The following is an 18,653-nucleotide window of genomic DNA, read 5'->3' as shown; positions in this document are numbered from 1 at the left end:
GCCAAAGACGACAAAAGGCTTGCAAACGGGAGGAGTCCATATACGCGTCGAGCCGAAGGCGAGGGCGACGCCTCGGCCCGATAAATCGCCCTCCCGCCATGTGCAGCGGGCGATGTCGCACTCGCTGCGCTCGACGCGACCTACGCCCGAATATCCGGGCTGCGGTCGCCGAGCGTCGTCGCTTCGTCCATCAACGCGTCGATGCGCTCGAGCGTGCCTGCGGTCGCGCCGCGATGCGCCTGGGCGAATGCGCGCCCGGCCGCAGCAGCGCGTGCGTGCGCCGCGCCATCGGCGAGCAGGGCGCGCGCGCGTGCCAGCGCCTCGTCCAGGTCGGCCGCACGCTGCGCCGCGCCGCATTGGACGGCCTGCTCGGCGACCTCGAGGAAGTTGAAGGTGTGGGGTCCGACGATGGCCGGCGTGCCCACCGCGCAGGCCTCGATCAGGTTCTGTCCGCCGAAGGGCAGCCAGCTGCCGCCGATGAGCGCGACCTCGGCGGCCGCGTAGTAGGCGAACATCTCGCCCATCGAGTCTCCCAGCCACACCTGCGTGTGCGCGTCGATCGCGTCCTCGCGGCTGCGGCGCGCCAGCCTCAGCCCGCGTGCGGTGACCAATGCCGCGACGGCGTCGAAGCGCTGCGGATGGCGGGGCACGATGGCCAGCAGCACGTCGGCAGGCAGTGCGGCGCGTGCCCAGGCATCGAGCAGCAAGGCCTCCTCGCCGTCGCGCGTGCTCGCAGCGAGCAGCACCGCACGTGAGCCGGTGGCGGCGCGAAAGCGTTCGGCCAGGGCGAGTTGCGCGGCCGGCGGTTCGATGTCGAACTTGACGTTGCCGCTGATCTCGACGTGTCGCGCGCCCAGCGCGGCGAGCCGGTCGGCGTCGGCCTGCGTCTGCGCGCCCACGCCGGCGAGCGCGGCGAGCGTCATGCGCGCGAGGCTCGGCCAGCGCGCATAGCGCCGTGTCGATCGCGCGGACAGGCGGGCGTTGGCGAGCAGCACCGGCACGCCGGCCTCGCGCGCGGCGAGCAGCAGGTTGGGCCACAGCTCGGTTTCCATGATCACGCCCACGCGTGGGCGAAAATGCGCGAAGAAGCGCCGCGCGAAGCCGGGCAGGTCGTAAGGCAGCCATTCCAGGTGTATCCGTGCGTCCTCGCCGAAGAGGGTGCGTGCGGTGTCGCGCCCGGTCGGCGTCATCTGCGTGAGCAGGATGTCGTGGTCGGGATGGCGCTCGCGCAGCGCACGCACCAGCGGCGCAGCCGCGCGCGTCTCGCCGACCGACACGGCGTGCACCCAGATCACCGGGCGCGCCGGAGGCCGCGTGCGCCAGCGCGTGAAGCGGGCGCCAGCGTCTTCGAGATAGCCGCGCTGGCGGCGGGCGCGCCACAGCAGACGCAAGGCCACGGCGGGCAGGAGCAGGGTCCAGATCAGCGAGTAGGCGAAGCGTGCGGACATCGGCGCTCGGGGGGCGATAGGGCGCCCAGTATAGCGAAGCGCCGTCCCCGGCCCGCCGTGGCAAGACGACGGACATGCGATAATCGCCGGCGATGATCTACTCCCGCACCGGGCCTCCCGCATGAAAGTCCTCGTTACCGGCGCAGCCGGCTTCATCGGCATGCACGTCGCGCTGCGCCTGCTCGCGCGCGGCGACATCGTGGTCGGCCTCGACAACCTCAACGACTACTATGATCCCGCGCTCAAGCGCGCCCGACTCGCGCGCCTCGAGGCCATTGAGCACTTCCGCTTCGTGCGCATGGATGTCGCCGATCGCGCGGGCATGGCGCGGCTGTTCGCCGAGGAGCGTTTCGATCGCGTCGTGCATCTGGCCGCGCAGGCCGGTGTGCGCTATTCGCTGGAGAATCCGCACGCCTACGTCGACAGCAATGTGGTCGGCTTCACCAACGTGCTCGAAGGCTGCCGCCACGCGTGCGTCGAGCACCTGGTGTATGCCAGCAGTTCCAGCGTCTACGGCGGCAACGAGAAGATGCCGTTCTCCGAGCACGACAGCGTCGACCACCCGGTGAGCCTGTACGCGGCGACCAAGAAGGCCAACGAGCTGATGGCCCACACCTACAGTCACCTGTACGGCTTGCCCACCACCGGTCTGCGATTTTTCACGGTCTACGGCCCGTGGGGGCGCCCGGACATGGCGCTGTTCCTGTTCGTCTCGGCGATGCTCGAGGGGCGGCCCATCGACGTGTTCAATCACGGCCGCATGCGGCGCGACTTCACCTACATCGACGACATCGCCGAAGGCGTGCTGCGCACGCTCGACCGCGTGCCGCAACCGGACGCGGGCTACGACGCCGTGGCTGCCGATCCGGCGCGTGCGCGGGCACCGTATCGCGTATTCAACATCGGCAACCACGACCCGGTACCGCTGATGGACTTCATCGCCGCCATCGAGTCCGCGCTCGGCATCGAGGCGAGCAAGAACTTCCTGCCACTGCAGGACGGCGACGTGCCGGCCACGCATGCGGATACGCGCGAGCTGGCCGACTGGGTCGGATTCGCGCCAGCCACGCCGGTGCGCGAGGGCGTGGCGCGCTTTGTCGCCTGGTACCGCGACTACTACGCACGCTGATGGCTACCTACGCGATCGGCGACATCCAGGGCTGCTACACGCCGTTTTCCCGGCTGCTCGAACGCATCCGCTTCGATCCGGCCGTCGACCGGCTGTGGATCGCGGGCGATCTGGTCAACCGCGGGCCGCATTCGGCCGAGGTGATCCGTCTGGTGCGCGGCTTCGGCGAGGCGGCGGTGACCGTGCTCGGCAACCATGACCTGTATCTGCTGATGGTGGCCGCGCGCGCCGCGCCGCGCACGCGCGACGACACCCTCGGTGGCCTGCTCGCGGCCGATGATCGCGACGAGCTTCTCGACTGGCTCACCCACCGGCCGATGGTGCATGTGGCCGACGGTCGCATCCTGGTGCATGCCGGCCTGGTGCCGCAGTGGGATGTGGCCAAGGCGGCCGCTCTCGGACGCGAGGTCGAGACGGCCTTGCGCGGCGAGCGGCGCCATGACTTTCTCAAGCATCTGTACGGCGACAAGCCGGTGAAATGGGACGACGGACTCAAGGGCTGGGATCGGCTGCGCTTCATCGTCAACGTCATGACGCGCATGCGTTGCTGCACTCCTGACGGGCGCCTGGCGCTGTCGGCCAAGGGCCCGCCGGCACGCGCGCCGTCCGGCACCGTGCCATGGTTTCGCGTACCCAAGCCGGCCTGGCGCGGTCACACGGTCGTGTGCGGGCACTGGTCGGCGCTCGGTTTTCATTGCGAGCCGGGTCTGATCGCGCTCGATTCGGGCTGCGTGTGGGGCGGCAAGCTCACCGCGCTGCGGCTCGACGACGGTGTGGCCTTTCAGGAAGACGGTCAGCTGTAGGTACTCCGTTCGCGGTGGATCGCCGGATGAGGCGTGAGCTGTAGGTTGCCGATGAGCCGAAGGCGAATTGCAACACCCCGGCTTGCGTCATGCTCGCCCGATGATGTCGCACTCGCTTCGCTCGCCACGACCTACGCGGATTCGGCGTCCGCTTTCAGGGTGACCTGCGAGACGATGCGCTCGCGCAGTGCCGCGGCGAGTGCGCGGCGATCGACATCGGCCTCGCCACGCACGGGCGGCAGCAGGATGACTTCAGCGACGATGGCGGGCGCGGCGACGATGTTGGCGATGCATTGCATCAGCGTCATGTCGCCCCAGTAGGCGGGTGCCCGCGTGAAGTGGCCATGCGCGTCGCGATAGCGCAGCGCCACCGCCTGAATCGGCGCGCGCGCGTCAAGCGCGGGCTGCAGCAGCGCGCCATGAAAGTGCAGCACGTGGCTGCCATCGGTGGTCGTGCCTTCGGGAAACAGCGCGACGACCTGGCCGGTGGCGAGCACCGCGCCGATTTCACGGCTGACGATGCGTGCGTGGCCGCGACTGCCGCGATGCAGGAACAGCGTGTCGTTCTTCGCGGCGAGCCAGCCGATGGCCGGCCATGAGCGCACCTCGGCCTTGGATACGAAGGCCGCCGGGGTGAGCGCGTTGATGACGAAGATGTCGAGCCAGGAGACGTGGTTGGCGACCAGCAGCGCGCCCGATTCGAGCGGTTCACCGCTCACGCGCAACTCGATGCCGACGATCGCCAGCAGACGTGCCGACCAGCGCTGGCGCAGTGCGCGCCGGCGCGCCAGGCCGGCGAACGGGAACAGCGTCAGCACGATCGCCAGGCCACCCAGCAGGTGGAGTACGAGACGGACGCGGCGCGCGAGTCGTGTGGCCGCGCCGGCCGGTGTCAGTCGGGACGGCCCAGGTAGTGGCGGGCGTAGCGCTCCCGCAGCCGGCTCATCGGCAGCAGGATCGGAAGGTCGGCGGTGTTGAAGTCCGGATCCCATGCGGGCTCCCCACAGATCCACGCGCCCGCGCGCAGATACCCCTTGAGCAGCGGCGGCGTGGGCACGTCCAGGTCGCCGCGCAGACGCTGGAGCGGCAGCGCGTGGCGCGGGAAGACATGATATTCGAGCGGCGCCGCGTGCGCCTCGTGCAGCCGATTGTACAGGCTGGCCGCGGCGTGACCGCCGTCGCCCATGCCGATCGAGGCGCAGCCCATCAGATAGTCGTGCCCGTGCTCGGTCATGTAGCGTGCAAGCCCCGACCACAGCAGCGAGATCACCGCGCCGGTGCGGTAGTCGGCGTCGATGCATGCGCGTCCGATCTCGACGATGCGGCTGCGCAGGTGCTGCAGACGGGTCAGGTCGAATTCGCTCTCGGCGTAATAGCCGCCGACGCGTCGCGCGGCCTCGGGGGCGAGGATGCGATAGGTGCCGACGATGCGACCGCGCGCCTCGTCGCGCACCAGCAGATGTTCGCAGTGCGGATCGAAAATGTCGCGATCGACGCCGGGCGTGCGGCCGGGCAGGCGTGCGCCCATTTCGTCGTGGAATACGCGGTAGCGCAGCTTCTGCGCCTCGAGTACCTCGCTCTGGCACGAGGCCAGCGTCACGTGAAGGCTGCGCGGCTGGCGCAGGAAGGCGCGTGGTTCGGTCAGCAGCATGGTGGTCGTCCTCCTGTTGGCTGCCGCCATTGTCGGGACGCTGCATTGCACGCCGGTGACGCCACGGTTACGCCGCGATGAAGGCGGCGGCGATGCCCGCGCGCCTATAATCGGTGCTTTGTCCGAGGAGACCTGCATGACGATTCTGGTATGTGGCTCGGTCGCCTACGACACCATCATGGTGTTCCACGACCGCTTTCGCAATCACATCCTGCCCGAGCAGATCCATATCCTGAACGTCGCCTTTCTGGTGCCCGACATGCGGCGCGAGTTCGGCGGCTGCGCCGGCAACATCGCCTACAACCTCAGCCTGCTGGGCGGCGATGCGAGCATCATGGCCACCGTCGGCGACGACGCCGGCCCCTATCTCGCGCGGCTGGACGAACTCGGGCTGGCGCGCGATCACGTGCGCCCGGTTGCCGGCAGCTTCACCGCGCAGGCCTTCATCACCACCGACATCGATGACAACCAGATCACGGCCTTCCATCCGGGCGCGATGAACCACGCGCACGAGAACCGCATCGCCGACGCGGCCGGCGTGCGTCTGGGCATCGTCGCACCCGACGGGCGCGAGGGCATGATGCAGCACGCCGAACAGTTCGCCGCCGCCGGCATCCCCTTCGTGTTCGATCCGGGTCAGGGCCTGCCGATGTTCGACGGGGAGGAATTGCGCCGATTCCTGAACCTCGCGACCTGGTGTGCCGTCAACGACTACGAGGCGCGCATGCTGTGCGAGCGCACCGGCCTGAGTCTCGAGGCGATCGCCGGTGAGCTCGAGGCACTCGTCGTCACGCGTGGCGGCGAGGGTTCGCACATCCACACCGGTGGGCGCTGCATCGAGATTCCGTGCGTGGCGGCCGAACGCGTGGCCGACCCCACCGGATGCGGCGACGCCTACCGTGCCGGGCTGCTCTTCGGGCTTGCAAACGATTACGACTGGGAGCGCAGCGGCCGGCTAGCCTCGGTAATGGGTGCGCTCAAGATCGCGCATCGCGGCGGGCAGAATCACCGCCCGACGCGCGAGGACATCGCGCGCGTGTTCAGGGAATCCTTCGGTGAGGAGTTGTGGTGATGAGTGACAGGATGCGGATGATGGTGGTGATGTGTGCCGTGGCCCTGCTGGCCGGCTGTGCCGGTGGCCTGGGCGGCGGCACCTACGAGCGCGCCGAGGCGCGGCGTGCGATGACGGTCGACTACGGCACGGTCGAGAGCGTGCGCCAGGTCCAGCTCGAGGGCACCAAGACGCCGGTCGGCACGATCGCCGGTGCGGCCGTCGGCGGGGTCGCGGGCAGCACCATCGGCGGCGGCAGCGGACGCACCATCGCGACCGTGCTCGGCGCGGTCGCCGGTGGCGTGGCCGGCTCGGCCGTGGAGGAGAGCGCCACGCGCAAGCGCGGCGTCGAGGTGACGGTCAAGCTCGACAACGGTCAGCTCCTGGCGGTCGTGCAGGAAGACGAGGGCGAGGGCTTTTCGCCCGGTGAGCGCGTGCGCGTAGTGCGTGACGGGCGCACGACGCGGGTGAGCCGCTGATCCGAAGTTACGGATAGAACAGGTTCACGCGAAAGCCGGCCGGGCGTGCCTGCTCGGCCGTCTCGAACGGCAGGGCCACGTTCAGGCGCGATCCGGCGGCGATGCCTGCGGCGGGGTCGGCGTCGGCCGGCAGCCATTCTTCGGGGGCGAAGGCGCGGCGTGCCACGGCATGGTCGTCGCGATCCTGCAGCGACAGTTCCAGGTGCGGCAGCTGCTGCGGATGATTGGCGAGGTTGGCGATCTCCGCGACGAGCACGAAGCGGCGATCGCTGCCCGGCACCGGATCGAGCCGCGTGGCGGCCACGTCGAGGCGCTCGAGCACGCGCGGCAGCGGCATCTCGCAGCCCAGACGCTCGCACACCTGCAGGTAGACCGGCCGCAGTCGCGGCCATTCGCGCGTGATCGGCTCGCGGTAGATGAAGCTCGCCTGGGCCACCAGCGTGCCCAGCAGCATTCCGACCCCCAGCGCCCAGGCCCATCGCCGCGGTTGTGGTTCCGGCCCGTAGGCTCGTTCGCGCCAGCGCTCGATCGGATCGTGGTCGTCCGTATCCATGCTGGCGTCGACGGCGGCGATGCTGGCGGTGGCCGGCGGGGGCAGGTCGGGCTCGCCGTCCAGCGAGGGTTCCACCCGGTCGTCTTCCTCGACGCGACGAGTGAAGCCGCTGGCGGCGAATGCATTGCGCCCGTGCGCCTCGGCACGGGCGGGCGTCAGCGCTTTCCAGATTGGCGCAGGCGCCTCCTGTGGTGCGTCATCGGGAGTCGGCTCGTCGATCTCGTCCTGCGCACCGGTCCTGGCGACCATTGTGCTGGCCATCGGCTCCGCTGCGGGCGCGGTCGTGCTGCGCGGCGGGCCGAAACGCTCCGGGATCTCGAAGTCGAGACCCGCGTCCGTGGCGCGCGCGGGTGAGGCTTCCTCCGGCTGCTCCGCCACGAGGTGTTCGAGCGCGTTGAACGGCCGATAGCAGTGACCGCAGCGCACGCGCCCACCGCGTTGCGCGAGCACGTCCTCGCCGACCCGGAAGGCGGTCAGGCAGGCCGGGCAGCGCGCGATGCTCATGCCGCCTCCCGTCGGCCTTCGAGGCGCGCCCAGCCCTCGTGCGTGGCGCCGACCTCAAGCGTGATCCATGGCGCGTAGGCGGCGATCACCGCGTCGGCTTGTTCGCCGAGTACGCCCGAGAGCGCGATGCGCCCGCCCGGCGCGACACGTGCGGCGAGCAGTGGTGCGAGCACGCACAGCGGATTGGTCAGGATGTTGGCGACGACGATGTCGAAGCGTTCCTCGAGCGTCTCGCCCGAGTGCTGCACGCGCATCGTCACGCCGTTGCGCGCGGCGTTGTCCTGCGCGGCTGCAAGCGCCTTGTCGTCGATGTCGACGCCGAGCACGTCGCGTGCCCCGAGCATCAGCGCGGCGATGCCGAGGATGCCCGAACCGCAGCCGTAGTCGAGCACGCGTGCGCCCGGTGTGACCGTGTCGCACAGCCACTGCAGGCACAGCCGGGTGGTCGGGTGCGAGCCGGTGCCGAAGGCCATGCCGGGATCGAGTTCGATGTTGATCGCGCCCGCATCGGGCGCTTCGTGCCAGGAGGGCACGATCCACAGACGCGCGTCGATGCGGATCGGTTCGAACTGGCGTTGCGTCAGCTGCACCCAGTTCTGCTCGGCGACGGGCTCGCAGGTGAAGGGCGGCACGGTGTCGAAGCCGGCCGCCGCGGCTGCCTCGGCCAGTGCGCGTTCGAGCGCCGCATCGGCGTCGAACAGCGCGATCACGCGGCTGTGATCCCACAGCCCGGCCGGCGCCAGGCCGGGCTCGCCGAACTGCGGCGTCTCGGCCGCGGTGCCGGCGTCGGCGTCCTCGATGGAGACCGACAGCGCGCCGGCGTCCATCAGGGCCTCGGACAGGGTTTCGGCCTGGTTCGCCTCAGCCTGCAGCGTGACCGAAATCCACATCCTCGATCTCCCGGGGTGCGTGACCGGGTGCGTTGCGGCGCCCGGTCACGCGGTTCTAGTCGCTCTTAACTTCGTTGCGTTCGGCAAGCTTGTGTTCGAGGTAGTGGATGCTCGTGCCGCCCTCGACGAAGCGCGCGTCGAGCATCAGTTCCTGATGCAGCGCGACATTGCTGCGGATGCCCTCGACGACCATCTCCGAGAGCGCGATGCGCATGCGCCGGATGGCCTGCTCGCGCGTGTCGCCGAAGGTGATCAGTTTGCCGATCATCGAATCGTAGTGTGACGGAATCGTGTACCCGCCGTATACATGCGAATCGACACGCACGCCGGGGCCGCCCGGCGTGTGCCAGTTGGTGACCTTGCCGGGGCTGGGCGTGAAGCGGAACGGATCCTCGGCGTTGATGCGGCATTCGATGGCGTGACCGCGAAACTCGATATCCTTCTGGCGGAAGGGCAGTCGTTCTCCGGCGGCGATGCGGATCTGCTGCTGCACGATGTCGATGCCGGTGATCTGCTCGGTGACCGGATGCTCGACCTGCACGCGCGTGTTCATTTCGATGAAGTAGAACTCGCCATTCTCGTACAGGAACTCGAAGGTGCCGGCGCCGCGATAGCCGATGCGCCGGCAGGCGTCGGCGCAGCGCTCGCCGATCCTGGCGATGTGCTTGCGCTCGATGCCCGGCGCGGGCGCCTCCTCGATGACCTTCTGGTGACGCCGCTGCATCGAGCAGTCGCGCTCGCCCAGGTGTACGGCGTTGCCATGCTCGTCGGCCAGCACCTGGATCTCGACATGGCGCGGGTTCTCGAGGAACTTCTCCATGTACACCGTGGGGTTGCCGAAGGCCGCGCCGGCCTCGGACTGGGTCATGCTCACGGCGCCCAGCAGGGCCGCCTCGGTGTGCACCACGCGCATGCCGCGCCCGCCCCCGCCGCCGGCGGCCTTGATGATGACCGGATAGCCGATGTCGTGGGCGATGCGCAGGATCTCCTGCGGATCTTCCGGCAGCGCACCTTCGGAGCCCGGCACGCAGGGCACGCCGGCGGCTCTCATGGTGTCCTTGGCGCTCACCTTGTCGCCCATCAGGCGGATGGTCTCGGCGCGCGGACCGATGAACACGAAGCCGGACTGTTCCGCGCGCTCGGCGAAATCGGCGTTCTCCGACAGGAAGCCGTAGCCCGGATGGATGGCCTCCGCATCGGTGACCTCGGCCGCCGATATCAGCGCCGGAATGTGCAGATAGCTCAGCGCGGACGGGGCCGGGCCGATGCACACCGACTCGTCGGCGAGCTTGACGTACTTGGCCTCGGTGTCGGCCTCCGAATGCACGGCGACGGTACGGATGCCGAGCTCGCGGCAGGCACGCAGGATGCGGAGAGCGATCTCCCCCCGGTTGGCAATGAGAATCTTCTCGAACATGGTCGCGCTCAGCCGATGACGAACAGCGGCTGGCCGTACTCGACCGGCTGACCGTTCTCGACGAGGATGGCCTTGACCACGCCTTCGACGTCGGACTCGATCTCGTTCATCAGCTTCATCGCCTCGATCAGACACAGGCGCTCGCCCACCGACACCTTCTGTCCGATGTCCACGAAAGGCTTGGCGCCGGGCGCGGAAGCGCGGTAGAAGCTGCCCACCATCGGCGACTTGACGACGTGGCCGGCCGGCAGGGCGTCGGCCGTGTCGGCGCGCTCGGCCGGGGCGGCCTCGGTCGGGGGGGGCGCGCTCGCCGCGGGCGCGGCGGTGACGTAGCTCACCGCCTGCGAGGCCGGCAGTTGCTTGGCGATGCGGACCTTCTCCTCACCCTCGGTGACTTCGAGTTCCGAGATGCCGGACTCCTGGACGAGGTCGATCAGTTTCTTGAGCTTGCGCAAATCCATGCTGGTCTCCGGAATGGGCCGGCCCGCGCACTGCGCGGGCCGGCCGGGGATAGGGGGTTCAACGATCTCTGAGGCGCAACAGCGCGAATTCGAGTGCGGCCAGGTAGCCGTAGGCTCCGAGTCCGCAGATCACGCCGGCGGCGCGATCGGAGAAATACGAGTGCTGACGGAAGGGCTCGCGCGCGTGGATGTTCGACAGGTGAACCTCCACGTAGGGGATGTCGACGGCGGCGAGCGCGTCGCGCAAGGCGACGCTGGTGTGCGTGTAGCCGGCCGGGTTGATGACGATGAAGTCGATCTCCTCGGAGGCCGCGGCCTGGACGCGGTCGATGAGTTGACCTTCGTGATTGCTCTGGAAGGTCTCGAGCACGACGCCCTCGGCCTGGGCGCGCGCTTCCATCGCCCGATGGATGTCGGACAGCGTGGTCAGGCCGTAGTGACCCGGCTCGCGCGTGCCGAGCAGATTCAGGTTGGGGCCGTGCAGGGCCAGCACGCGGCCCTTGGGCGGCGGTGGCGATTCGGTCTCTTTCTTGCGTTTTGCACTCATGATGCGGGCGAGTTTGCCGCAAATCGCTGCATGCTGTCCAGCGTTGAAACGCCGGGCAGCATGCATCATGGGTGAAGCAGACCCTCGATGCGCTCGACCAGTTGGTCTTCGTTGAGCGTGCCCAGCGTGACGTCGGCGACCGCGCCGTCGCGGCCCAGGATGACCGTGAAGGGCAGGGCGCGGGCGCTGTTGCCGAAGGCTTCCGCCAGCCCCAGAGTGTTGCTGGTGCCGACCAGCAGCGGATAGGGTACATCGAAGCGTTCGCGAAAGTCGCGTACGTTCTCGGCCGAGTCGATCGACAGGCCGACGAACTGCACCGGGGCGTCGCGGTAGCGCCTCGCGACTTCGGAAAACTCCGGAATCTCCTTGATGCACGGTGGGCACCAGGTGGCCCAGAAGTTGGCGACGATCACCCGCCCGTTCCAGTCGGATACGGTGTGCATGCGGCCGTCGGCGTCGGGCAGTGCGGTGGCGAGCAGGCGCTGCGCGGCGTCCGGTGTGACCCCCTCGGGTGCCTGCGCCGGGCGATTGAGCGCCTGCCCGGCATACAGACCCGCCACGGCGGCCGCGGCGGCGACCGCGAGTACGATCAGGGTGCGCAGCACGGACTTCATTCTTCCTCCTCCTCCGGGGACTCGTCGAGCAGTGCCTCGACCGCCGCGCGGCGGGCGCGTTCCGTGCCGCGTCGCGGATTGCGCTCGCCGATACGCTCGTGCAGCGTCAGCCGCACCGGCACCTCGGCCCAGTCCAGGCTGAGGATGGCCTCGGGCGTGTGCGTGGTGACGCGGCGCGGTTCTCGATGTTCGTAGGCGATGTCGTGGTTGAGCAGAAAGATCTCCACATCCTTGGCGCTTTCCGGAAACAGTTCGATGTCCACCTCGGAATAGCGTCCGGCCGTGCCGTCGAGCACGCCGCCGGTGAGATAGGGGCGGAACTCCTCGAGCAGGGACATGACCTCGACGGCGACCTCGCGCATGGCGCGAATGCGTTCATCCTGCTCGTCGTCCTGGTAGAGCGCCTGCCAGGCGCGCAGTTCGGCTTCGACCTCGGCGTTGTTGGGCAAGGCCTCGGTCACCGACACGCCGAGCTGACGCGCCGCCTTGCGCTTGGCGAAGCCGAAGTCGCCGATGCCGTCTTCGGCCATCATGCGGGCGGCCAGCGCGGCGATCTCGCGGCGGATTTGGGAGCCTCGGGAGGGGTGGGTTCTATGGCGCATGATGCGGGCGCGGGGGACCGGGTGCGTCGGGTAGAATGCGCCGATTCTACACGGGCCGGGCGTTGCCTGCCGGCGCTCCCGGAGAACGCATGCACATCCACATTCTCGGCATCTGCGGCACCTTCATGGGCGGCGTGGCCTTGCTCGCGCGCGAGGCCGGCCACACCGTGACCGGCTGCGATGCCAACGTCTATCCACCGATGAGCACCCAGCTCGAGGCACAGGGCATCGGCCTGATCGAGGGCTGGGATGCGGCGCAGGCGGATTGCGGCGCGGACGTCTTCGTCATCGGCAACGCGGTCTCGCGCGGCAACGCGCTGCTCGAGGAAATCCTCGATCGCGGCCTGCCCTACGTGTCCGGCCCGCAGTGGCTGGCCGAGCACGTGCTCGCCGGACGCTGGGTGCTGGCGGTGGCCGGCACGCACGGCAAGACCACGACCAGTTCGATGCTCGCGTGGATGCTCGAGCACGCCGGGCTCGCGCCGGGCTTTCTGATCGGTGGTGTGCCGGACAACTTCGGCGTGTCGGCGCGGCTGGGCGAGACGCCGTTCTTCGTGATCGAGGCCGATGAATACGACACGGCCTTCTGCGACAAGCGTTCGAAGTTCGTGCACTACCGGCCGCGCACGGCGATCCTGAACAATCTGGAGTTCGATCACGCCGACATCTTCGCCGATCTGGGGGCGATCGAAACGCAGTTCCATCATCTGGTGCGCACCGTGCCGTGCTCGGGGCGCATCCTCGTCAATGCCGCCGAGGCCAGTCTCGAACGCGTGCTCGGGCGTGGATGCTGGTCGCAGGTCGAGCGCTTCGGAGACGGGGGCGCGTGGACGGTCGAGGCCGACGGGGCGGATGCCGCGCGCTTCTGTCTCGACGGCGAGGCACTGGGGCGCGCGCGCATGTCGTTGCCGGGCAGCCACAACCGGCTCAATGCGCTCGCCGCGGTTGCCGCCGCGCGCCATGTGGGCGTCACGCCGGCCGTCGCGATCGAGGCGCTTGACCGCTTTGGCGGAGTGCGCCGACGCATGGAGGTGCGCGGCGTGGCCCGCGGAGTGACCGTCTACGACGATTTCGCCCATCATCCGACCGCGATCGCGCTGACCATCGGGGGCTTGCGGCGCAGCGCGACCTCGGGACGCATCCTCGCGGTGCTCGAACCGCGCTCGAACACGATGAAGCTGGGGGTCATGAAGGCGCGCCTGCCCGAGGCGCTGGCGCAGGCCGATGCGGTGTTCTGCTACGCCAATGCCCTGGGCTGGGACGCGGGCGAGGCGCTGGCGCCGCTCGCTGGCCGGCTGGCCGGGGTGTTCGAGGACCTGGATGCACTGGTCGCCGCCATCGCGCGCGAGGCGCGCGCGGGCGACCATGTACTGGTGATGAGCAACGGCGGCTTTGGCGGTGTGCACGAGCGCCTGCTCGCCGCGCTCGAGTGACGCGGCGGGCAGCCGGCGGGCCGCTTATTCGGCCGGCTTGCTCTTCTGCGATTCGCGATCGAGGCGCGCGGCCTCCTCGTCGCTGACGATCTCGAACACGCGCACGACCTTTTGCACACCCTTGGTGGTGCGTGCCACGTCGGTCGCGGCAGCGGCCTCCGATTGCGTCACGATGCCCATCAGGAACACCGTGGCCGCTTCGGTGACGACCTTGATGTGGCGGGCGGATACACGTTTCTCGTCGACCAGGCGGGCCTTGACCATGGAGGTCAGCATCGCGTCGTTGCTGCGCTCGGACAGGGTGCTCAGTCCGGCGACCTGGATTTCGTTGGCGATGCCGGCGACGTTCTCGACGTCGGCGACGATGCGCTCGGCCTCGGCACGCATCGCGCTGTACGGCACCTGGCCGGTGAGCAGCACGTTGCGGTTGTATGAGGTCACCGAGATGTTGACCGCGTCGCCGAAGCGCTCGCGCAGGCGGCGGCGGGCGCGCCATTCGATGCTCTCGTCCTCGACGTAGGCGCCCGAGGTGCGGCGGTCGTTGTAGACGATGACGGCACCGGCGGCCGCACCTCCGGCCACGACCGGAAGGCAGCCCTGCAGTGCCGGCAGCGACGCCGCAGCCGCCAGTGCGAGCAGCGCCCGACGACGCGATTGCGAAGGATTAACCGTTTTCATTCCTCGACTCCAAGCAGCAGACAATCGATTCCGTCGCACAGGCAGTGCAGCACGACGAGGTGTACTTCCTGGATGCGCGCCGTGCGATCGGATGGCACGCAGATGTGGATGTCGTCGGGGGCGAGCGTCTCCGTCATCTTTCCGCCCCCCTTGCCGGTGAGCGCGACCACACGCATGTCGCGCTCGTGGGCGGCCTGGATCGCCTCGATCACGTTGGGCGAGTTGCCGCTGGTCGAAATCGCCAGCAGTACGTCTCCGGGCTGGCCGAGGGCCTGCACCTGCTTCGAGAAGACCTGCACGTAGTCGTAGTCGTTGGCGATCGAGGTCAGCGTGGAACTGTCGGTGGTCAGCGCGATCGCCGCCAGCGGCGGGCGTTCCATTTCAAAGCGGTTGACCAGTTCGGCGGCGAAGTGCTGCGAATCGGCCGCCGATCCGCCGTTGCCGCAGGCGAGGATCTTGCCGTTGGCGAGCAGGGCCTGGGTCATCGTGTCGATCGCGCCGGCGATGGGCGCGGCGAGCGCCTCGCGTGACTGCTGCTTGACGCGAACGCTGTCGTCGAACTGACGGGAGATGCGGCTGATGAGGTCCATGTGCAGGTTGCGGGCACCGTCGTTTGGGGAGGCGAAAGTCTAGCATGGGGGCAGTGCGCCCCTCATGATGCGACGAGTATGCCAAGCCCGTGCACGCGGGCATCGGCCTCTTACACGAAGTTACCTTGCGTCGGCGTCGAAAGCCGCGCGAATCCATTCAACCGCGTGCGCATCCAGCGACCCGAGCATCACCACATCGAAGCGCATGGGTCGGTGCGCGTGGGCGCGGCCCGCGCCGGCGAGCCACCAGCGTGCGGCATGGATGACGCGCGCACGCTTGGCTGCGGTGATGCTGTCGGCGGCCGAACCGAAGCGGCCCGGCGCGCGCAGACGCACCTCGACGAAGACCAGGGTCGCGCCGTCGCGGCACACCAGGTCGATCTCGCCACGACGGCAGCGCACGCGTCGCGCCAGGGTGCGCAGCCCATGCGCGGCCAGATGCGATTCGGCCAGCGCCTCCGCGGCCAGCCCCCGCGCTTGCGCCGCGGTGCCGCCGCGCCCGACAATGGGCGCCCCTTCAGGTGCCGGATCCTTTTTCATGCGCGATGTCGCGAGCTTTCTGTCCAGTACGCCGTCATTGTATGTGGTGGCCACGCCGATCGGCCACCTCGCCGACATCGGCGCGCGAGCCCTGGGCGTGCTGCGCGAGGTCGACGCGATTGCCGCCGAGGACACGCGCCACAGCCAGCGTCTGCTCGAGGCGCACGGCATTCGCACGCCGCTGTTCGCGCTACACGAGCACAACGAGCAGAGCGCGGCCAGCCGCGTGATCGCGCTGCTCGCCGAGGGCCGGCACGTTGCGCTGGTCAGCGACGCCGGCACGCCGGGCGTGTCCGATCCCGGCGCACGTGCCGTGGCCCGCGTGCATGCTGCGGGCCATCCGGTCGTGCCGGTGCCCGGCGCGTGCGCGGCGATCGCCGCACTGTCGGCCTCCGGGCTGGGCGAGACGGGCTTTCGCTTCGCCGGGTTCCTGCCGCCCAAGTCCGCCGCCCGGCGCGCCACGCTCGCGGCACTCGTCGCCAGCCCGGTGGCGCTGGTGTTGTATGAGTCGCCGCATCGCATCGTCGAGTGCGTGGACGATCTCGTGGCGGTGTTCGGCGAAGAGCGCGAAGTGGTTCTGGCGCGCGAGCTGACCAAGCTGCACGAGCAGATCGTGCGCATGCCGCTGGCCGATGCCCCGGCGTGGCTGGCGCAGGACGCGAACCGCCGGCGTGGCGAGTTCGTGCTGGTCGTGTCCGGCTGCCCGCCGAGCGAAGGGCTGGAGCCGGAGGCCGAGCGCGTGCTCGCCCTGCTGCTCGCGGAACTGCCGCTCAAGGGTGCGGCCCGGCTCGCCGCCGAGATCACCGGAGCATCGCGCAATGCGCTCTACGCGCGCGCGCTCGAAATGAAACAGGGACTAGAATGACGTCATCAACAGGAGCAATGCGAGAAATGCAGTCCATCACCCTGCTGCGGCCCGACGACTGGCATCTGCACGTGCGCGACGGCGAGGCGCTGGCGGCCGTCGTGCCGCACACCGCGGAGCGCTTCGGACGCGCCATCATCATGCCCAACCTGCGCCCGCCGGTGACCACCACGGCACAGGCGCTGGCCTATCGCGAGCGCATCCTCGCCGCAGTGCCCGACGGTGTTTCGTTCGAGCCGCTGATGACGCTGTATCTGACCGACAACATGGCGCCGGAGGAGATCGATCGCGCCGCCGATTCGGGCGCGATCGTGGCGCTCAAGCTGTATCCGGCCGGAGCGACGACCAACTCGGACTCGGGCGTGACCGACATCGCCAACACCTACGCGGTGCTCGAGCGCATGCAGGCGCGCGGTCTCTTGCTGTGTGTGCACGGTGAAGTGACCGATGCCGACATCGACGTGTTCGACCGCGAGCATGTGTTCATCGAGCGCGTGCTCGAGCCGCTCACGCGCCGCTTTCCCGGGCTGCGCATCGTGTTCGAGCACATCACGACCTCCTCGGCAGTCGACTTCGTGCGCTCGCGCGACGCGAACCTGGCGGCGACGATCACGCCCCACCATCTGCTGATGAACCGCAACGCGATCTTCGCCGGCGGCATCCGGCCGCATCATTACTGCCTGCCCGTGCTCAAGCGCGAGCAGCACCGTCATGCGCTCGTCGAAGCGGCGACCTCGGGGGATGCGCGCTTCTTCCTCGGCACCGATTCGGCGCCGCATGCCCGCGGCGACAAGGAGTCGGCCTGCGGCTGCGCCGGTTGCTACGTGGCGCATGCCGGCATCGAGTTGTATGCCGAGGTGTTCGAGCAGGCGGACGCGCTCGAGCACCTCGAGGCCTTCGCGAGCCGCAACGGGCCCGCGTTTTACGGACTCGCGCCCAATCGCGAGCACATCACGCTGGTGAGGGAATCATGGACCGTACCCGAGGCATATCCGTGGGTGGGCGGACAGGTCGTCGTGCCGTTGCGCGCCGGCGAGTCGGTGGCGTGGCGGCTGCAGTCGCCGTCCTGAGGCGCCGCGGCGCCTTGCTGGCGGTGGCCCTGCTGGCGCCGCTGCTGGCCGCGTGCGAGAACAGCGCGACCTCGTTCACCGTCGACAGCAGCCAGCATGCGGTGGTGCTGATGCGCGAGCAACCGTATTTCTGGGCCGACGAGGTCGAACAGGCCATCGTCGTCACGCGCCTGCCGCACTGCCAGCGCAAGGTGGCCATTCACCCGGATACCACCGCGTACACCCCGATCGAGGTCTTCGAGGCGGGCAGTCTGCTGTGGGCCCTGCATCAGGGCGAGCGCTGGTATCTGGCCAGCACCGAACGCTGTCTGGTGCAGGACTGGAACAACCCCGGCGGTGGCGCCCCCGGCCCGGCCGTCGGCACTTTCCGGCTACGCGACGGCGAACCCGTCTTCGAACCGGCCGCCTGAGTCGTCGCAGCGTATAATCCGCCCGGGAAGTTCGCCAGGCAGTCGCTGCGCACCTCGCGGTGCGTGGAGGAAAGTCCGGGCCCCGCAGAGCAGGATGCCGGCTAACGGCCGGGCGCCGTGAGGCGACGGAAAGTGCAACAGAGAGCAGACCGCCGATGGCCGTCCGGGCTTCGCCGCCGCAAGGCGGCAAAGTCCCCCTCTCGAAGAGGGTGGTGCGATCGGGCGAAAGTCCGATGTATCAGCCGCGGTCACTCCGGGCTTGCCCGGAGTGACCGCGGCAGGCGCGGCGCAAGCTGCGCCTGACGGCACAGGTAAGGGTGAAACGGTGCGAGATCGCGCGAGTGCGACCGGCCGGCGCAAGCCGGTCGGGAGCGTGAGCGAGATCTCGGGCGGGGCGAAAGCTCCGTCGTGTAAGAGACCACCGCGGGACTGGCAACAGGACCGGCACGGCAAACCCCATCCGGGGCAAGGCCAAATAGGGGAGCGATGGCGTGGCTCGCGCTGCTCCCGGGTAGGCTGCTTCAGGGTCGCGGCAACGCGGCTCGCAGAGGAATGATTGCCCGGGCGTGCCGGCTATGGTCGGCACGCCTCGACAGAACCCGGCTTATCGGCGGACTTCCCCACCCCTTTCGAACGGCCGCGCGTTGCGCGGCCGTTTTTCACGCGCGGCGTCCGTTCCGGGCGTCGCGCGGCGTTCCGTCGCCATCGTCTCGTTTTCCCCACATCTTGTGATGTCTGCAGCAGGCTGCGGTGCGCCTGGCGTGCTCGCCATCGCAGGTCTTGGGGCTTGATTTACCAGCATTTCCGGGTGTTTCGAGGGGTTTCATAAGTCCTTGTGGCGCAACGGAAAAGCGTGTGCATGCCGGCTTGACCGTGGAATTTCTTTACTCTAGAGTGGGGGTAAGTGGAGAAAAGTGG

21 protein-coding genes and 1 other RNA gene are annotated in these 18,653 nt (G+C 69.0%); 9 read left to right on the top strand and 13 right to left on the bottom strand.

The features are described from left to right. Positions 1 to 140 precede the first annotated feature (140 nt). The gene (waaA, locus tag C0099_RS12425; protein ID WP_102247708.1) at positions 141 to 1,448 is read right to left on the bottom strand and encodes a lipid IV(A) 3-deoxy-D-manno-octulosonic acid transferase; all 1,308 of its coding nucleotides are present in this window, start codon (positions 1,446 to 1,448) and stop codon (positions 141 to 143) included. Positions 1,449 to 1,569: 121 nt separating this feature from the next. Between waaA and C0099_RS12420 the strand changes: the two genes are divergently transcribed. Together C0099_RS12420 and C0099_RS12415 are read left to right on the top strand one after the other, a co-directional pair. Further along, the gene (locus tag C0099_RS12420) at positions 1,570 to 2,577 is read left to right on the top strand and encodes an NAD-dependent epimerase (protein ID WP_102247707.1); all 1,008 of its coding nucleotides are present in this window, start codon (positions 1,570 to 1,572) and stop codon (positions 2,575 to 2,577) included. Beyond that, positions 2,577 to 3,380, top strand: coding sequence for a symmetrical bis(5'-nucleosyl)-tetraphosphatase (locus C0099_RS12415; RefSeq protein ID WP_102247706.1), 804 nt, complete (start codon positions 2,577 to 2,579; stop codon positions 3,378 to 3,380). The genes C0099_RS12420 and C0099_RS12415 overlap by 1 nt, the downstream gene beginning before the upstream one ends. A gap of 131 nt (positions 3,381 to 3,511) precedes the next feature. On the opposite strand, the gene C0099_RS12410 is transcribed toward C0099_RS12415, so the two are convergent. Further along, positions 3,512 to 4,198 carry a lysophospholipid acyltransferase family protein gene (locus tag C0099_RS12410; RefSeq protein ID WP_228151586.1) on the bottom strand — a complete coding sequence of 229 codons (687 nt, stop codon included), beginning with the start codon at positions 4,196 to 4,198 and terminating at the stop codon, positions 3,512 to 3,514. Between the two features lie 74 nt (positions 4,199 to 4,272). Then, positions 4,273 to 5,031, bottom strand: a complete 759-nt coding sequence (locus C0099_RS12405; protein ID WP_102247705.1) for a GNAT family N-acetyltransferase — start codon at positions 5,029 to 5,031, stop codon at positions 4,273 to 4,275. Between the two features lie 136 nt (positions 5,032 to 5,167). Here C0099_RS12405 and C0099_RS12400 point away from each other — a divergent pair, with 136 nt between their 5' ends. Further along, complete coding sequence (locus C0099_RS12400) at positions 5,168 to 6,103, top strand: carbohydrate kinase family protein (protein ID WP_102247704.1); 936 nt, start codon at positions 5,168 to 5,170, stop codon at positions 6,101 to 6,103. Further along, a complete protein-coding gene (locus C0099_RS12395; protein WP_102247703.1) occupies positions 6,103 to 6,561 on the top strand; it encodes an outer membrane lipoprotein in 459 nt (152 codons plus the stop codon). Before C0099_RS12400 ends, C0099_RS12395 begins: the two co-directional genes overlap by 1 nt. A gap of 7 nt (positions 6,562 to 6,568) precedes the next feature. Here C0099_RS12395 and C0099_RS12390 read toward each other — a convergent pair whose 3' ends face one another. The 7 genes from C0099_RS12390 to C0099_RS12360 form a co-directional block, all read right to left on the bottom strand. Beyond that, a complete protein-coding gene (locus C0099_RS12390) occupies positions 6,569 to 7,618 on the bottom strand; it encodes a zinc-ribbon and DUF3426 domain-containing protein (RefSeq protein ID WP_102248501.1) in 1,050 nt (349 codons plus the stop codon). Continuing rightward, the gene (gene prmA / locus C0099_RS12385; RefSeq protein WP_102247702.1) at positions 7,615 to 8,508 is read right to left on the bottom strand and encodes a 50S ribosomal protein L11 methyltransferase; all 894 of its coding nucleotides are present in this window, start codon (positions 8,506 to 8,508) and stop codon (positions 7,615 to 7,617) included. Before prmA ends, C0099_RS12390 begins: the two co-directional genes overlap by 4 nt. A 55-nt stretch (positions 8,509 to 8,563) precedes the next feature. Continuing rightward, complete coding sequence (gene accC / locus C0099_RS12380) at positions 8,564 to 9,925, bottom strand: acetyl-CoA carboxylase biotin carboxylase subunit (RefSeq protein ID WP_102247701.1); 1,362 nt, start codon at positions 9,923 to 9,925, stop codon at positions 8,564 to 8,566. A gap of 8 nt (positions 9,926 to 9,933) precedes the next feature. Beyond that, a complete protein-coding gene (gene accB / locus C0099_RS12375; protein ID WP_102247700.1) occupies positions 9,934 to 10,386 on the bottom strand; it encodes an acetyl-CoA carboxylase biotin carboxyl carrier protein in 453 nt (150 codons plus the stop codon). A gap of 58 nt (positions 10,387 to 10,444) precedes the next feature. Continuing rightward, positions 10,445 to 10,933, bottom strand: a complete 489-nt coding sequence (aroQ, locus tag C0099_RS12370; protein WP_102248500.1) for a type II 3-dehydroquinate dehydratase — start codon at positions 10,931 to 10,933, stop codon at positions 10,445 to 10,447. 65 nt (positions 10,934 to 10,998) lie between these two features. Continuing rightward, entirely contained in the window at positions 10,999 to 11,547 is a 549-nt protein-coding gene (locus C0099_RS12365; RefSeq protein WP_102247699.1) for a TlpA family protein disulfide reductase, read from the bottom strand. Continuing rightward, entirely contained in the window at positions 11,544 to 12,149 is a 606-nt protein-coding gene (locus tag C0099_RS12360) for a hypothetical protein (RefSeq protein WP_102247698.1), read from the bottom strand. The genes C0099_RS12365 and C0099_RS12360 overlap by 4 nt, the downstream gene beginning before the upstream one ends. A gap of 89 nt (positions 12,150 to 12,238) precedes the next feature. On the opposite strand from C0099_RS12360, the gene mpl reads away from it, so the two are divergent. Further along, positions 12,239 to 13,582 carry a UDP-N-acetylmuramate:L-alanyl-gamma-D-glutamyl-meso-diaminopimelate ligase gene (gene mpl, locus C0099_RS12355; protein ID WP_102247697.1) on the top strand — a complete coding sequence of 448 codons (1,344 nt, stop codon included), beginning with the start codon at positions 12,239 to 12,241 and terminating at the stop codon, positions 13,580 to 13,582. Positions 13,583 to 13,606: 24 nt separating this feature from the next. On the opposite strand, the gene C0099_RS12350 is transcribed toward mpl, so the two are convergent. The 3 genes from C0099_RS12350 to C0099_RS12340 form a co-directional block, all read right to left on the bottom strand. Next, positions 13,607 to 14,260, bottom strand: a complete 654-nt coding sequence (locus tag C0099_RS12350) for a BON domain-containing protein (protein WP_102247696.1) — start codon at positions 14,258 to 14,260, stop codon at positions 13,607 to 13,609. Continuing rightward, on the bottom strand, positions 14,257 to 14,850 hold the full coding sequence (locus C0099_RS12345; RefSeq protein WP_102247695.1) for a phosphoheptose isomerase: 594 nt from the start codon (positions 14,848 to 14,850) through the stop codon (positions 14,257 to 14,259). Before C0099_RS12345 ends, C0099_RS12350 begins: the two co-directional genes overlap by 4 nt. Before the next feature lie 120 nt (positions 14,851 to 14,970). Continuing rightward, positions 14,971 to 15,390 (bottom strand): YraN family protein, encoded by a 420-nt coding sequence (locus C0099_RS12340; protein WP_102247694.1) that lies wholly within the window; start codon positions 15,388 to 15,390, stop codon positions 14,971 to 14,973. Here C0099_RS12340 and rsmI point away from each other — a divergent pair. The 4 genes from rsmI (at position 15,389) to rnpB (ending at position 18,358) form a co-directional block, all read left to right on the top strand. Then, entirely contained in the window at positions 15,389 to 16,255 is an 867-nt protein-coding gene (gene rsmI, locus C0099_RS12335; RefSeq protein WP_102247693.1) for a 16S rRNA (cytidine(1402)-2'-O)-methyltransferase, read from the top strand. The genes C0099_RS12340 and rsmI overlap by 2 nt on opposite strands. A gap of 26 nt (positions 16,256 to 16,281) precedes the next feature. Further along, positions 16,282 to 17,325 carry a dihydroorotase gene (gene pyrC / locus C0099_RS12330; protein WP_102247692.1) on the top strand — a complete coding sequence of 348 codons (1,044 nt, stop codon included), beginning with the start codon at positions 16,282 to 16,284 and terminating at the stop codon, positions 17,323 to 17,325. Next, entirely contained in the window at positions 17,301 to 17,735 is a 435-nt protein-coding gene (locus C0099_RS12325; RefSeq protein WP_102247691.1) for a hypothetical protein, read from the top strand. The genes pyrC and C0099_RS12325 overlap by 25 nt, the downstream gene beginning before the upstream one ends. 26 nt (positions 17,736 to 17,761) lie before the next feature. Beyond that, an RNA gene (gene rnpB / locus C0099_RS12320) (RNase P RNA component class A) lies at positions 17,762 to 18,358 on the top strand. The last annotated feature ends 295 nt before the right edge of the window (positions 18,359 to 18,653 follow it).

The sequence above is a fragment of the Pseudazoarcus pumilus genome (assembly GCF_002872475.1).
Classification (GTDB): domain Bacteria; phylum Pseudomonadota; class Gammaproteobacteria; order Burkholderiales; family Rhodocyclaceae; genus Pseudazoarcus; species Pseudazoarcus pumilus.
Note: the sequence above shows the minus strand (reverse complement) of the source record. Positions and strands in the feature narration are given on the sequence as shown.